10 protein-coding genes and 4 pseudogenes are annotated in these 15,067 nt (G+C 69.5%); 7 read left to right on the forward strand and 7 right to left on the reverse strand.

Annotated features, from left to right (window positions below; translation table 11 throughout):
• The first annotated feature begins 1 nt into the window (after nt 1).
• Nucleotides 2-865, forward strand: coding sequence for a PHP domain-containing protein (locus ACRRRO_RS21320; RefSeq protein ID WP_424797331.1), 864 nt, complete (start codon nt 2-4; stop codon nt 863-865).
• 100 nt (nt 866-965) lie between these two features.
• On the opposite strand, the gene cofE is transcribed toward ACRRRO_RS21320, so the two are convergent.
• Both cofE and ACRRRO_RS21330 read right to left on the reverse strand, forming a co-directional pair.
• Nucleotides 966-1,697: a coenzyme F420-0:L-glutamate ligase gene (gene cofE, locus ACRRRO_RS21325; protein ID WP_424797332.1), complete on the reverse strand. Its 732-nt coding sequence runs from the start codon at nt 1,695-1,697 to the stop codon at nt 966-968.
• Nucleotides 1,697-2,701, reverse strand: coding sequence for a TIGR03557 family F420-dependent LLM class oxidoreductase (locus tag ACRRRO_RS21330; RefSeq protein ID WP_424797333.1), 1,005 nt, complete (start codon nt 2,699-2,701; stop codon nt 1,697-1,699). The genes cofE and ACRRRO_RS21330 overlap by 1 nt, the downstream gene beginning before the upstream one ends.
• 169 nt (nt 2,702-2,870) lie before the next feature.
• Here ACRRRO_RS21330 and lipB point away from each other — a divergent pair, with 169 nt between their 5' ends.
• Together lipB and lipA are read left to right on the forward strand one after the other, a co-directional pair.
• Nucleotides 2,871-3,542 carry a lipoyl(octanoyl) transferase LipB gene (gene lipB / locus ACRRRO_RS21335; RefSeq protein WP_424797334.1) on the forward strand — a complete coding sequence of 224 codons (672 nt, stop codon included), beginning with the start codon at nt 2,871-2,873 and terminating at the stop codon, nt 3,540-3,542.
• Nucleotides 3,539-4,522: a lipoyl synthase gene (gene lipA / locus ACRRRO_RS21340; RefSeq protein ID WP_424797335.1), complete on the forward strand. Its 984-nt coding sequence runs from the start codon at nt 3,539-3,541 to the stop codon at nt 4,520-4,522. Before lipB ends, lipA begins: the two co-directional genes overlap by 4 nt.
• Nucleotides 4,523-4,550: 28 nt before the next feature.
• Here the strand turns inward: lipA and ACRRRO_RS21345 are convergent, their stop codons facing one another.
• Nucleotides 4,551-5,774, reverse strand: coding sequence for a 6-phospho-beta-glucosidase (locus ACRRRO_RS21345; RefSeq protein ID WP_434080817.1), 1,224 nt, complete (start codon nt 5,772-5,774; stop codon nt 4,551-4,553).
• 147 nt (nt 5,775-5,921) lie between these two features.
• On the opposite strand from ACRRRO_RS21345, the gene ACRRRO_RS21350 reads away from it, so the two are divergent.
• From ACRRRO_RS21350 to ACRRRO_RS21360, 3 genes and pseudogenes are all read left to right on the forward strand, one after another.
• Complete coding sequence (locus tag ACRRRO_RS21350) at nt 5,922-7,142, forward strand: carbohydrate kinase family protein (protein WP_424797337.1); 1,221 nt, start codon at nt 5,922-5,924, stop codon at nt 7,140-7,142.
• A 72-nt stretch (nt 7,143-7,214) separates the two neighbouring features.
• Nucleotides 7,215-9,874 (forward strand): annotated as a pseudogene (valS, locus tag ACRRRO_RS21355) (valine--tRNA ligase).
• A gap of 87 nt (nt 9,875-9,961) precedes the next feature.
• Nucleotides 9,962-10,822: an SRPBCC domain-containing protein gene (locus tag ACRRRO_RS21360; RefSeq protein ID WP_424797339.1), complete on the forward strand. Its 861-nt coding sequence runs from the start codon at nt 9,962-9,964 to the stop codon at nt 10,820-10,822.
• A gap of 10 nt (nt 10,823-10,832) precedes the next feature.
• On the opposite strand, the pseudogene ACRRRO_RS21365 reads toward ACRRRO_RS21360, so the two are convergent.
• Both ACRRRO_RS21365 and ACRRRO_RS21370 read right to left on the reverse strand, forming a co-directional pair.
• Nucleotides 10,833-11,743 (reverse strand): annotated as a pseudogene (locus ACRRRO_RS21365) (IS5 family transposase).
• A 91-nt stretch (nt 11,744-11,834) separates the two neighbouring features.
• Entirely contained in the window at nt 11,835-12,221 is a 387-nt protein-coding gene (locus ACRRRO_RS21370) for a MerR family transcriptional regulator (protein WP_424797677.1), read from the reverse strand.
• A 119-nt stretch (nt 12,222-12,340) separates the two neighbouring features.
• Between ACRRRO_RS21370 and ACRRRO_RS21375 the strand changes: the two genes are divergently transcribed.
• Nucleotides 12,341-13,270, forward strand: coding sequence for an alpha/beta fold hydrolase (locus ACRRRO_RS21375; protein ID WP_424797678.1), 930 nt, complete (start codon nt 12,341-12,343; stop codon nt 13,268-13,270).
• A gap of 135 nt (nt 13,271-13,405) precedes the next feature.
• On the opposite strand, the pseudogene ACRRRO_RS21380 reads toward ACRRRO_RS21375, so the two are convergent.
• Nucleotides 13,406-13,951 (reverse strand): annotated as a pseudogene (locus tag ACRRRO_RS21380) (DsbA family oxidoreductase); the annotation flags it as partial.
• A gap of 51 nt (nt 13,952-14,002) precedes the next feature.
• Nucleotides 14,003-15,029 (reverse strand): annotated as a pseudogene (gene fgd / locus ACRRRO_RS21385) (glucose-6-phosphate dehydrogenase (coenzyme-F420)).
• Nucleotides 15,030-15,067 lie beyond the last annotated feature (38 nt).

Raw genomic sequence — 15,067 nt, forward strand, 5'->3', positions numbered from 1 at the left:
CATGACGCTTCCCGCTGACAGTCATGTTCATAGTGAGTGGTCCTGGGATACAGGAGGACCTGGATCGCACGCTGCTGGTCGGATGCGCGCCACGTGCGCGCAGGCGGTCCGGATCGGACTGCCGGCGATCTTCTTCACCGAACACCTGGACATCCCGGACACCTGGCACGCGGAGCCCGATGACCTCATGCCGCACCAACGGAACTTCCTGAACGACGCAGGCAGGGTCGAGTTCGCTCCGTTCGATGCGAACGGCTACTTCGATGCCATCGACCGCATGCGTCATCAGTTCCCCGACCTGCGCATCCACACGGGCGTCGAGTTCGGCCAACCACACCTCTACGCCACCGCGGCCCGCCAGATGGTCGACCTCAGCCGGGTCGACCGCGTGCTCGGCTCGCTGCACACCCTTGACCTCGGCGAGGGCGCCGCCGAGCCGAACACCCTCTTCCGCGACCATGATCCAGCCGAGGTCATGAACGAGTATCTCGAGCAGATACCGGTCATGGTCTCAGGCTCGGAGTCCTTTGAGGTGGTCACCCACATCGACTACGCGGTACGCCAGTGGCCAATCGAGCAGTCCGGACCGTTCGACCCGCGGCGATTCGAGGAGCAGTTCCGGGGCGCGATGCGCGCAATCGCCGAGAGCGGGCGGGCCCTGGAGATGAACACGAAGCGCCTCTGGCCATGGATCCCGCAGTGGTGGGCGCAAGCGGGCGGAACCATGGTCAGTTTCGGCAGCGACGCCCACACCCCCGATGCCATCGCACGCGACTTTCCCGAAGCGACGGCGATGCTCGAGTATTTCGGGTTCCGACCAGGGCGTAGCCCGGAACAGCTCTGGGCACGCCCGGCCACCGGCTAGCAGCGCACGTCCAGTCGCGCGAGCGATCGGGAGTTCGGCGGTTCACCGTCGCCTTCGGAAACGAACTGCCGAACTGGGCAGTGGGTTCCTGACCGAGGCCTCAGGTGCCGGTGCGGAACATGTCCTCCTCCGGGGGTCGGATCGCCGCCTGGGCGCCGGGGCCATCCTCGGTCCGGGTCACGCTCAGCCCGCGCACCACCGCCACCGGGCGCCCCCCGGTCTTGCCGCGGACCAGGTCCGCCGCAGCGGCGATCTCGTCGGCCTGGGCGATGATCGTGGCCTGCAACGGCACCCCCTGCGCGTCATGCTGCCCGCGCAGATCGGCCAGCACCTCGATACCGGCGGCGCCGATGGCGATGTCGGCGACACCGCGGCGCCAGGGCCTGCCCACGGTGTCAGTGATCAGCACCGCCGGGCGTGCCCCGAGCCGGGCGTGCAGGCCGCGCCGGATAGCCCGGGCAGAGGCGTCGGGGTCCTTGGGCAGCAGCAGCACCATTCCCGGGGGCACGTTCGAGGTGTCCACCCCGGCGGCGGCCAGCACCAGGCCGTGATGGGTCTGCACGATGCGCAGCGGTGGCCCGTCCTCCCGATCCCGCCGGGCGACCTCCCGCACGCTCTCGGCGTCGATAGCCTCCTCCCGGCTGGCCGCGGCCATCAACCGACCCTCGGACTTGGCGACGATCTTCGAGGCGATCACCACCACGTCGTCATCGACGATGCCGGGTTCTGCGTCCGGCCAGGTCAAGCGCCCCAGCACCGGGGTGAGTACGGCGGCCAGGTCCGTGCCGGAGGTGATCTCCGGCAGGCCCTCGGGGGCCTGGGCGAGAAGCATCAGGTGCGTCCTTTCAATGCGGGCAGTACCTCGGCGCCGAAGATCTCGATCCACTCGGCCTGGTTGCGACCCACGTTGTGCAGGTAGATCCGGTCGAATCCCAGGTCGATGTAGCGCTGCAGCGCCGAGCGGTGCACGTCGAGGTCGGAGGAGATCCCCAGCTGCCCCTCGAAGTCCTCCGGACGGAGCATCCTGGCCATCTGGGCGACCGTGAACGGGGAGCGGATATCGGCGGTGGAGAACCGCATCGCCCCGGTGGGCCATTGCGTCATGGCATTGTCCAGCGCCTCGCCGTCGGTGGGCGCCCAGGACAGGTGCACCTGCAACACCTTGGGCATCGCAGCCGGGTCCTTACCCGCTTCCCTGGCCCCCTCGGCGAACCGGGCCAACAGCATCGCCAGGCGCTCCGGTGGCGCCTCCTGGGTGATCAGCCCGTCGGCACGGGCCCCGGCGCGGCGCGCCGTCACCGGGCCGGAGGCCGCTACCAGGATGGGCGGGGGCTGCTCCGGCATGGTCCACAACCGGGAGGACTCCAACTGGAAGTACTCCCCGGAGAACTTGGCGTCCTTACCGGCGGCGGAGGCGGTGAAGAGTCGGCGGATGATCTCGATCGCCTCGAACAGTCGGGCGATCCGGCTGGGTGCCTCGGGCCAGTACTGCCCGGTGACGTGTTCGTTCAGGGCCTCCCCCGAACCCAGTCCGAGCCAGTGCCGCCCGGGGTACATCGCCGCCAGGGTGGCGCTGGCCTGGGCCACCACCGCCGGGTGATAACGGAAGGTCGGCGCGGTGACGCCGGGGCCGATGTCACCGCTGGTGCGTTCGGCGATCGCGGTCAGGACGTTCCAGACGAACGGGGCCTGGCCCTGCGCCGGCACCCAGGGTTGGAAGTGGTCGGCCGCCATGGTGCCGGTGAAGCCGTGCTCCTGTGCCAGCGCGCTCAGGGCGACCGCAGCGGCCGGCGGGAACTGCGCCAGCATCGCCGAGTACCCGATCGCGCAGCCCATGGAGGTCTAGCCTACCGGCGGCCGGCGGCCGGCGGGGCCGAGGGCCCTGGCGGCACTCGTGCGGCCGCACCGCTCCCGCAGCGCCCTGCGCGGCCAGGACAGAACGTGCCAACGAACGAGACCTCACCCGCATTTTTGGACCGCGCCCAATAACCCGTACGCTAGGTCCATGCTCACCGTCAGGACCGCCGGTCTCGCGCCCGCCTACCTCGACTACCAGCGCGGACTCGACCTGCAACGCGAGGAACGGGAACGGGTGCGCACCGGCGCCTCCGCCGGCACGCTGTTCCTGCTGGAGCACACCAGCGTCTACACCGCCGGCCGGCGCACCACGGCCGAGGAACTCCCCACCGACGGCTCGGCCGTCGTCGAGGTCGACCGTGGCGGGAAGGTGACCTGGCACGGCCCTGGTCAGTTGGTGGGCTACCCGATCCTGGCCCTGCGCCGCCCCCGCGACGTGGTGGGATACCTACGCCGGGTGGAGTCCCTGGTTATCGACGTGCTCGCCGATCACCAGGTGACCGGGTTCCGGGTACCGGATCGGTCCGGGGTGTGGGTGGACGTCGGAGATGCTGTTCCGGCGAAGGTCGCCCAGGTCGGGATCCGGGTGGCCCGGGGCCTGACCGGTCACGGCTTCGCGATCAACTGCTCCAACAGCCTCGAGCCCTTCGCCGCGATCGTCCCGTGCGGCATCACCGACGCCGGCGTCACCACCCTCAGCGCCGTGCGGGGCGCCCGGATCGACCCTGAAGACCTGATCGGGGCGATCCATGCCCATGTCCCCGAGTTCAGCCGAGAGGTGGCGATGGAACCGATGACGCACACGCTGGTGGCCCGGTGAGCGCCCCACGGGAGGGCCGCAAGCTACTCCGGCTCGAGGTCCGCAACTCCCGGACCCCGATCGAGAAGAAGCCGGAGTGGATCAAGACCCGGGCGCGGATGGGACCCGAGTACCGACGGTTGCGATCCCTGGTCGGCCAGCAGAACCTCAATACCGTCTGCCAGGAGGCCGGCTGCCCAAACATCTACGAGTGCTGGGAGGATCGCGAGGCCACGTTCCTCATCGGCGGCTCCCAGTGCACCCGGCGCTGCGACTTCTGCCAGATCGACACCGGCAAACCGGCCGCCTACGACACCGACGAACCGCGCCGGGTCGCCGAATCCGTCCGGGAGATGGGACTGCGCTACGCCACCGTCACCGGGGTGGCTCGTGATGACCTGCCCGACGAGGGCGCATGGTTGCACGCCGAGACCGTACGGCAGATCCACCGGCTCAATCCGGGCACCGGTGTGGAGCTGCTCGCCACCGACTTCTCCGGCAAGGCGGCCCTCCTGCGCGAGGTGTTCGATGCCGGCCCCCAGGTATTCGCGCACAACGTCGAGACCGTGCCGCGGATCTTCAAACGGATCCGCCCGGCGTTCCGGTACGAGCGCTCCCTCGCGGTGATCAGCCAGGCCCGTGACTACGGCTTGATCACCAAGTCGAACCTGATCCTGGGGATGGGCGAGGAGCCCGAGGAGATCGTGGCCGCACTGCGGGACCTGCAGGAGGCCGGCTGCGACCTGATCACGCTGACCCAGTACCTGCGTCCGAGCCCGAGGCATCTGCCCGTCCAGCGCTGGGTGCCGCCGGCGGAGTTCGTCGAGCTCAAGGAGGTCGCCGAGCGGATCGGCTTCCTCGGGGTGCTCGCGGGGCCGCTGGTGCGTTCCTCCTACCGGGCCGGACGGCTGTGGGCGACGTCGATGCTCGCCAAGGGGCGTCCGGTGCCCGAGCAGTTGCAGCACCTGGCCGACAGCGTGGAGTTCGCACAGGGCGTCTGAGCCGGTCCCGCGGCCGCCGGACCAGGAGTCAGGGGTTGATCAGCACCTCGGCGATGCGGGAGTGCGCTCGGGTGTAGGCCCGCACCAGGGCCTCGGCCCGCGCCCGTCCACCGACCAGTGGGTGCGCGGCGAAGGCCTGCACGGCCAGTTCGCGAGACCCTGCGCCGACCGCTGCGACCAGGCTGGTCTCGGCACCGATGACCGAGCGCATCAGGGCCGCCTGCTCCTGTCCCAGTTCGGTGCGGGGTGCGATCGGGTGAGCCCCGTCGTCGTCGACTGTGCACGACACCTCCACGACTGCCTCGTCCGGCAGGGCGGCGATGGTGCCGGCGTTGCGTACGCCCAGGATCATCCGGGCCGGGCGCCCGGTCCGCAGCGCTGCCATCAGATCCACGGCGACGTCGTGGTAGCCACCGACGGCGACGTCGTCACTGTGGCGATCCTGCGAGCGCGCCTCCGCCATGTACGTGGACTCCCGCTCGTCGAGCACCGCCTGCCAGCGTCCGTAGGCGGCGCCGTCGGGTCCGGCGTCGTAGAAGGCGGCCTGCTGGGCGGCCAGGAACTCCCCGCGGGTGGTGGGCGGCGCCTCGGGCGCCGCGATGTAGTAGTACAGGTACTCGTTCGGGATCGCCCCGGCCCGCTGGATCCGTTCGGCACCGAGGATTCGTGCCTCCTCCAGCCGGCCCAGCCGCTCCGGATCGGCGAGCAGGGCCGGCAGCAGATCCTGGCCCTCGTGGAAGAAGCCGGTGAGGAAGCCCAGGTGGTTGATGCCCTGATAGTCCGGGCGGGACTGCTCGGCCGGTACCCCCAGCAGCCGGGCCACCCGGGCCACCAGGGCCAGAGGGGTGTCGCAGATGCCGAACACCCGATCCCCCAGGTGGGCGCGCATCCCCGCGGTGATCATCCCGGCGGGGTTGGTGAAGTTGATCGTCCAGGCCTCCGGGGCCAGCCGGCCGATGCGAGTGGCGATCCCGGTGGCGACGGGCAGGGTGCGAAGGGCGAAGGCCAGTCCGCCGGCGCCGATCGTCTCCTGGCCCAGCAGCCCGGCCTCGATCGCGATGCGTTCGTCGACGACCCGCCCGGCGGTGCCACCGACGCGGATGGCGTTGAAGATGACGTCGGCACCGCGCAGCGCCGTGTCAAGGTCCGAGGTGGTACGCACAGGTGGGGCACCCGGGACCGCGGCAGCGATCGTGGTGCAGACCTGCGCGATCACCTTCAGGCGGTGCGGGTCGACGTCGTAGAGCACCACCGACGTCGGTCTCGCCTGCTGGTGAGCCCGGGTGAGCGCGCGATAGACCAGCGGAACCCGGAAGCCCCCACCCCGAGGATGGTCAGTTGCATACCGGTCACAGTATCGCCGTGACGCTGACGTAGGGCGAGTGGCACACTCAGGGCGATGGCTGCCACCGACCCGACCGGCCCCGAGGGTGGGGCCGAGACCGCTGAGCAGGTTGATGCTGAGCGGGAGGGCGCTGCCCCGGTTGACGCTGAGCCGACCGGCACGGAGCGGGCCGGCGGCGACGCCGAACCTGTGGTCGACGTGATGCTCTCCGGGTTGGTCTTCTTCGACATCGTGTTCACCGGCTTTCCCCATCCACCCGCCCCCGGCACCGAGGTGTGGACCGGAGGTATGGGCTCCAGTCCCGGCGGCATCGCGAACCTGGCCGTGGCCACCGCCCGACTCGGTCTGCGCACCGCTCTGGCGGCCGCGTTCAGCGACGACCTGTACGGGGACTGGATGTGGCAGGTGCTCAGCGAGCAGGAACACATCGACCTGTCCGCGTCCCGGCGCCAGTCCGGCTGGCACACCCCGGTGACCGTGTCGTTGGCGGTCGAAGCCGACCGGGCGATGGTCACCCACGGCCATCCGCCGCCGCACTCGGTGACCGCTGCGCTGCACCGCCCGCCGAGCGCTGCGAGCGTGCTGGTGGACCTGGGCGATCCGGCCACCAGGGAACAGCACTGGTGGCGCCGCGCCGCCGCCGAGGGTGCGCTGGTGTTCGCTGACGCCGGCTGGGATCCGGAGCAGACGTGGGACCCCGCGGTGCTGCGCGCCCTGGATGGATGCCACGCCTTCATCCCCAACGCGGCGGAGGCGATGGGCTACACCCGCACCGACACCCCGGACCGGGCGCTGGCCGCACTGGCCGAACTGGTGCCTCTGGCCGTGGTGACCGATGGTGCCGCCGGGGTGGCCGCGATCGACCACTCCACGGGTGAACGCGAGCAGATCCCGGCACTGGCGGTGGAGTTGACCGATGCCACCGGGGCAGGGGACGTCTTCGCCGCGTCATTGGTGGCGGGGACCCTGCGGGGCTGGCCGCTCCGCCAGCGCCTACGGTTCGCGGCCTTGTGTTCGGCGCTGGCGGTGCAACAGTTCGGTGGTTCCCTGGCCGCCCCGGGCTGGGGTGACCTGGCCGACTGGTGGCACCTGGTGCAGGCCCGGGCCAGCACCGGCGATCCCGTCGCCGAACGGACCCGCGCCGAACACGCCTTCATGGGGGACGCCCTCGCCGGCGCCGACACCCGGCGGGTGCGCCGGGCCGAGGCCACCATCGCCCGGTTCTCCGACGCCGATACGCCCGCGACGTGCCCGCAGCGCCCACCGGGCGGGTGAGGTCTCGGGCGTGGGCCCGGGACCGTGGGCACGATTTCCGGCCACCCCACCGAGTCTGGGAAGATACCGCTCATGACTACCTCCAGCCCCGCAGGTCCCCCGCCCGTGCCGACCGAGCCCATCCGCCCGGTCGCGCAGGTACCGGACAAACCGGGCGTGGACGGACTCGAGGATCGTTGGGCTCAATCGTGGGCGGCGCAGAACACTACGCCTTCGACCGCAGCGCCACCCGCGAGCAGGTCTTCTCCATCGACACCCCACCGCCGACGGTGTCCGGGTCGCTGCACATCGGGCACTGCTTCTCCTACACCCACACCGACCTGGTGGCCCGCTACCAGCGCATGCGCGGCCGGGAGGTCTTCTACCCGATGGGGTGGGACGACAACGGCCTGCCCACCGAGCGTCGGGTGCAGAACTACTACGGCGTGCGCTGCGACCCGACCCTGCCCTACGAGGAGGACTTCACCCCTCCCGGTGATGGCTCCAAGACCATCAAGCCGGCCGACCAGGTGCCGGTCTCGCGTCGCAAGTTCGTGGAGTTGTGCCTGGAGTTGACCGCGCAGGACGAACAGGCCTACGCGCACCTGTGGCGACACCTGGGGCTGAGCGTGGACTGGTCGTACCAGTACCAGACCATCGATGCCCGCGCCCAGAAAGTCGCCCAGACGGCGTTCCTGCGCAACCTCGCCCGGGGGGAGGCCTACCAGGCGCAGGCACCGGGATTGTGGGACACCACGTTCCAGACCGCAGTCGCGCAGGCCGAGTTGGAAGCCCGGGACTATCCCGGGCACATGCACAAGGTCGCCTTCCACTCCGACAACCCGGCCGGCGGCGAGCAGGTGGTCATCGAGACCACCCGCCCGGAGTTGCTGGTCTCCTGTGTGGCACTGATCGCTCATCCCGACGACGAGCGCTACGCCCCGCTGTTCGGCACCACGGTGCGCACGCCGCTGTTCGGCGTGGAGGTGCCGGTGCTGGCCCACCCGGGCGCGGAGATGGACAAGGGCACCGGAATCGCGATGTGCTGCACCTTCGGTGACCTGACCGATGTGGGCTGGTGGCGGGACCTGCAGTTGCCGACCCGGTCGGTGATCGGTCGTAACGGCAGGCTGCAGGGCGAGACCCCAGCATGGGTCAGTGGGGCGGGCGCGGCGCTGTACGAATCCACATTGGCGGGCAGGACCACCTTCTCCGCCCGGGCCGCCACGGTGGAAGCATTGCGGGACAGCGGTGACCTCCTCGCCGAACCCGAAGCGGTGCAGCGCATGGCCAACTTCTTCGAGAAGGGCGACCGGCCCCTGGAGATCGTCACCTCCCGGCAGTGGTACATCCGCAACGGCGGCCGCGATGAGCCCCTGCGCAGCGAGTTGACCGCGCGCGGAAAGGAACTGCAGTTCCACCCCGACTTCATGCGGGTGCGCTACCAGAACTGGGTCGATGGCCTCTCCGGTGACTGGTTGATCTCCCGGCAGCGTTTCTTCGGTGTGCCCTTCCCGGTCTGGTACCCGGTGCACACCGACGGCGAGGCCGACTTCACCGCCCCGATCCTCCCGGATGAGGCAGCCCTTCCGGTGGACCCCTCAGCACAGCCGGCCCCGGGCTACACCGAGGACCAGCGCGGGCTGCCCGGCGGGTTCGTCGGAGATCCGGACATCATGGACACCTGGGCGACCTCCTCCCTGACCCCGCAGATCACCGGCGGGTGGCTGGACGATGAGGACCTGTTCGCCCGGGTCTACCCGATGGACGTGCGCCCGCAGGGCCAGGACATCATCCGCACCTGGCTGTTCTCCACCCTGCTGCGCTCCCACCTCGAGCACGACCGGTTGCCCTGGAAGCACACCGCGATCTCGGGCTGGATCGTGGACCCGGACCGCAAGAAGATGTCGAAGTCCAAGGGCAACGTGGTCACCCCGATGGGCCTACTGGAACAGCACGGGGCCGACGCGGTGCGGTACTGGGCAGCCTCGGCCCGGCTGGGCGCCGATGCCGCGTTCGACCCGCAACGGCCCACCCAGATGAAGATCGGGCGGCGCCTGGCCATCAAGATGCTGAATGCCTCGAAGTTCGCGCTGTCCTTCGCCGGGGATGAACCGGTGCGGTTGGACCCGGCGTCGGTGACCGAGCCGCTGGACCGCTCGGTGCTGGCGAACCTGGCCCGGGTGGTCGAGCAGGCCACCGCGGCGATGGAGGCCTACGACCACACCCGCGCCCTGGAGGTGACGGAGAGCTTCTTCTGGACCTTCTGCGACGACTACCTGGAACTGGTGAAGGAACGCGCCTACGGCGGCGGGGACGCCCCGGCGGCCGCGGTGGCCTCGGCCAGGGCCACGCTGTATCTGGGCCTGGACGTGCTGCTGCGGTTGTTCGCCCCCGTGCTGCCGTTCGCCACCGAGGAGGTCTGGTCCTGGTGGCGGGAAGGCTCTGTGCACCGGGCGGCGTGGCCCTCCGCGGAGCCGCTGCGTGCCGCCGGCGGCGACGCCGACCTGGACCTGCTCGACGCCTCCGGGGCTGCGCTCAGCGCACTGCGTAAGGTCAAGTCGACCGCGAAGGTCTCCCAGCGCACCCCGTTCGGCGATGTCGAGTTGACCGCACCGGACCCGGCGTTGCTGGAGCAGGTGCGGGGCGATCTGCGGGCCACGGGCGTGGTCGGGGGCGAGCTGACTTTCGCCGTCGGGGATGAAGTCGCGGTGCGCGGGGACCTGCAGATCGAGGACACCCCGACGCGCTGACCCGTACCTGCCTGCCGCGCGGGGCCTCGACGCCCACCGCGGACCGTGCCAGTATGTGCGCTAGAGCGCACACATTGGGAGGCGCCGGTGGTTGATGTCGATGCGGTCTGGTCGGCGCTTGCGCATCCGGCCCGGCGCCACGTGATGCAGGTGCTCCGCGAGGGCCCGCAGCCCACAGGCGTGCTGCACGCCGCGCTCGAGGACCACGGGCAGTCGCCCAGCCGCTTCGCCACCCAACGACACTTGCGGGTGTTGCGCGAGGCTGACCTGGTCCTGGTGACCCAGCGTGGCCGGGAACGGATCAACGCACTCAACGGCTCCGCGCTGCACCAGGCCACCATCGGCTGGCTGCCCGGACCGGACCGGGCGATGGCCACCTCCTTGGACCGATTGCGATTCAGTGCCGAACGGATTGACCGAACCCGACGAGAGGACCCTCCCATGACCGCTGTCAACAGCCTGCATGTGGTGCAGGCCATCACGATCGCCGCACCAGCACAGCGGGTCTGGTCGGCGCTGGTCGATGAACCCAGCCAGTGGTGGGGCAGCCCGTATCTGCTCATCGAGGACCCCAAGCCCCACTTGTCCATCGACGCCCGGCTCGGCGGACAGGTCCAGGAAGTGGCCGGTGAGCACCAGGCCTCCTGGGGCACCATCTCCGAACTCGAACCCGCTCACCTCCTGGCCTGGACCGGCGCGATGGGCATGGGCGGGGCGACCACCGGCAAGGTGGAGTACCGCCTGGCACGCGGGGGCGAGGGCACCCGCGTCACCGTGACCCACGACGCGATCGGCACGTTCGGTCAGGGCGCCATCGACAGCTATGACTACGGGTGGGCGGACTTGCAGGCACGGCTGGCGATGTGGGTCCAGGACGGAACCGCGTTCGGCGTGGCTGGGTCGAACACCACTCCGGCCTTCACCTTCGAGCCGACAGCGCGGGACTAGGGCGTGTCTGCTAATGCTTGGCTCGGTAGGTCAGGATGGTCATCCCGAGTAGCACGCCGCCGAGGTAGGTCACGGCGTACTTGTCGTATCTGGTGGCCAGTGCTCGCCACTGTTTGAGCCGGTTGAAGGCTCTCTCGATGGTGTTGCGCAGGCCGTAGAGTTCGGCGTCGAATCCTGGGGGCCGTCCGCCCTTGGTGCCCTTGGTCTTGCGGCGGGTGATCTGGTCGGAGCGCTCGGGGATGATGTGCTTGATCCGTTTGCCTCGCAGAAACTCCCGGGTGCTGGGGTGGGAGTAGGCCTTGTCGGCCAGCAGATGCCCATTCATCTGCCCGCCAGCCTGGCCCAGGGCCTCAATCAGCGGGGCCAGCATCGGGTTGTCTCCGGCCTGTCCGGCGCTGAGCATGGCCAGCACCGGGGTGCAGCTGGCATCGGCCAGGGCGTGGATCTTGGTGGTCAGCCCACCGCGGGAGCGTCCCAGGGCGTGATCAGGCGGCTCCCCGGGCACGAGGCGAGAATTCTTGTGTGTTCGAATCTGCCCCCTGTGTGTGATCCACCCTCCTCGGCAACCGAGTCCCGGCGGGCGCCAGCGGCGTGCTGATGGGCCCGCACACTGGTGGCATCGATGGACAAGACTTGGGCGACCTGCTCGGCATCCAGCCCGGTGTGGGCACCGACGGCGGCCAGCATCCGCTCATAGGTGCCATCGACCGACCAGAGCCGGTGGCGTTGCCACACCGACTGGAACGGCCCGAAGCATGCCGGCAGATCCCGCCACGGCGAACCGGCACGAAACCGCCAGATGATCCCTTCCAACATCAGGCGGTGATCGTTCCACGGCCGGCCCCTGCGGCCGGCATCCTGGGGCATCACCGTGGCCAGGATCTCCCACAATTCATCACTGATCTCACCATCACGAACCATGACTCCCACCATGGTTCACTCACACCGCGAATCTTTGGCAGACACGCCCTAGACGCACCCGGGTTGAGCAAGCCCGCAGTTGCGGCGGATCTCAGGGTGCGGAACCGGGCGACGCCGCACCGGCGTAGGTGGAGCAGGACGGGCAGCGGGTCACCAGGTCATGCCGGCAGGCAAGGACATGGGCAAGGAAACGTTCCGCACCGGCCAGGCGAGACCGTTGGGCCTGGATCGCGCGCACCTGCTGCGCGATCACGGCGTTCCGGCCAGGCTCGTCACGGTGCAGGACCAGGCGGATGTCCGCCAGGGACATACCCACGCCTTGACAGGCTTGCAGGATGCGGAGCCGGTGCAGATGCTCCTCGCTGTAGTCGCGGTGGCCGGTACCGGTGCGGTCCGGTACCACCACGCCGGCGTCCTCCCAGTGCCGGAGCACATGTGTGGCCACACCGAGGCGTCGCGCGGCCTGCCCGATCCTCATAGACACCAGTATGACAGTTGACTTCAGGTCAACCTGAGCTTCTAGCGTTCCTGTCTATGGACTCGACCCGCGACGCACTCCCGCATCCACACCCCCTCGTGATAGGTGGCGAGACGGTGATGACGTACACGATGGGGGCCGACCGCGACGACGCGCGCGGGGACGTCGTCTTCTGTCACGGGACGCCGTGGTCGGCACAGGTATGGGCGAGCACCGCCCACCACCTGAGCGCGGGGTACCGGGTCTTCCTGTGGGACATGCCCGGCTACGGAGCCTCGCCGAAGGTCGGTGACGTCCCTGTCGACCTGCCCGAACAGACATCCCGGTTCGCGCAGTTGCTGGATGCCTGGCGCGTGGAGCGGCCATATGTCGTCGCGCATGACATCGGGGGCGCGGTCGCCCTGGGCGCGCATCTGCTGCACCAACGGGAGTTCAGCGGCTTGTACCTGTGGGACGTCGTCGTGCTCGACCCGTGGGGGTCGCCGTTCTTCGAACTGGTCGCGGGGCATCCGGACGTCTTCGCTGCGCTGCCGGCGGACCTGCATTCGGCGTTGTTGAAGGCGTACATCACCGGAGCCACTCACCACCTGGACTCCACCTGGCTGGCCACGCTGAGCGATCCGTGGCTCGGTACCGAGGGGCAGCGAGCCTTCTATCGACAGATCGCCGCGCTACGCACCGAGCACACCTTCCCGATCGTCGAACGTCTGGACCGGGTGCGCTGCCCCGTGGCGATCGGCTGGGGGCAGCAGGATCCGTGGATCGCCGTCGAGCACGCCACCCGATTGCAGGAGTTGCTACCGGGCACCCCGCCCCTTGCCCTGGTGGACGGGGTCGGTCACCTCACCCCGGTGGAGGCGCCGGCGACGGTCAACTCGGCCCTAGCCGCCTGGCTCGCCACGGTTCCTCACTCCGACTCGGGTACTGCGCAGACTCCGTCGACGCAAACCCCGGCCTCGGGATCCCCGACATTGATCAGTCCGGAACGTGGGGCCGTGAGGTCTACGGCGGGCCGGGCAGCGGTGCCCGCGGTTGGCGAGGGGGCCTGATCGTCGCGGCGGGTTCCGGTCATGCCGGAGTTCCGGCACGCTCGGAGCGCACCTGCTCCAGCGCCTGGGTGAAGACTCGGGCTTCTGGGCTCCCGAGATGCCGTAGCGCCCGTCGACGACGAAGAAGGGCACGCCTTGAATGCCGTAGGCGCGGGCCTGGGCGATGTCGGCGTCCACGGCCCCGGTATAGGTGCCCGCCTCCAGGGCCGCGAGCATCTCCTCACGGTCCAGTCCGACGTCGGCGCCGAGGTCCGCCAGTTCGTCGGCACGGCCCACGTGCCGGCCCTGCTCGAAGTAGGCGGCGAACAACCGCTCGACCAGATCCAGTTGCCTGCCGTGGGCCTTGGCGTAGTGCAACGCCTGGTGGGCCAGCAGCGTCTTGGTGTGCTGGACCGAGTCGAAGTCGTAGTCCAGGCCGACGTCGGCCGCGACGGCGGTGACCTGCCGGAGCATCTGCTCGACCTGGGTGACGTCCATACCCTTGTGCGAGGCGAGGAAGTCGGCCTCGCTGCCCTCGAAGTCCACCGGGGTATCGGGGGCGAGTTCGAAGGAGTGGTAAGTGATCTCGACGTCGTCGGCGCCGTCGAAGGCGGCCAGTCCTGCCTCGAACTTGCGCTTGCCGATGAAGCACCACGGGCAGGCGATGTCGGACCAGATGTTCACAGCGATCGGAGTACTCACACGTGAGGTAACCGCCTGCCGTCAGGTTCCATTCCCCCGGGTCGGCATGCCTCAGCCCGTCACGGCACGCAGGCGCGGGGCCAGGTCACGTTCGAACAACTCCAGGAATCGGCGTTGGTCGTGCCCCGGTGCGTGGAAGACGAGGTGGTTGAAGCCCATTCGGTGGTACTCCAGCACCTTGCTCGCCGCCTCGTCGGGGTCGGAGGCCACGATCCAGCGCTCGGCGATCTGCTCGATCGGCAGGGCGTCGGCTGCCCGCTCCATCTCGATCGGATCGTTGATTGAGTGCTTCTGTTCCGCACTCAGCGACAACGGTGACCAGAACCGGCAGTTCTCCAGCGCGGCGTCGTGATCGGTGTCGTAGGAGACCTTGATCTCGATCATCCGGTCGATACCCTCCCGCGTCACGCTCCGCCTTGGCTGCCCCTTCGTCGACCGCCGGCAGCAGCTTCTCGGTGTACAGCTCTGCACCCTTACCGGAGGTGCAGATGAACCCGTCACCGGCCCGCCCCCCGTACCGGGCCACCATCGGCCCGCCCGCGGCGATGTAGACCGGCACGCCGCCCTCGGGGACGTCGTAGATGCTGGCGTCGTGGGTGGAGTAGTAGTCCCCGTTGAAACTCACTCGCTCACCGGTCCACAACTCGCGCATCAACCGGACCGCCTCGCGCAGCCGGGCAAAACGTTCCTTGAACTCGGGCCAGTGCTGGTCCCCGGGACCGTCCCACCCGGTGGCGATCTCGTTCAGCGCCTCGCCGGTACCCACTCCCAGGATCACCCGGCCCGGGTAGAGGCACCCCACCGTGGCGAATGACTGGGCGATCACGGCAGGGTTATACCGGAACGTCGGGGTCATCACCGAGGTGCCGATCTGCACCGAGGAGGTCCGCTCCCCCACCGCGGCCATCCAGGCCAGCGAGGCCGGCGCGTGTCCACCCTCATGGCGCCAGGGCTGGAAGTGATCGGAGACGAACACCGACTCCATGCCGTGTCCCTCGGCGGCGACGGCGATCTCCACCAACTCGCGCGGATCGAATTGTTCGGCAGAAGCCTTGTAACCGAGTTTCAGGGGCAGCATCACGGGGTCCTTCGGGTCGGGAGTGTGCGGGTGCGGGT

It is taken from the genome of Sanguibacter sp. Z1732, from assembly GCF_051020515.1.
Classification (GTDB): Bacteria; Actinomycetota; Actinomycetes; order Actinomycetales; family Beutenbergiaceae; genus CALKWS01.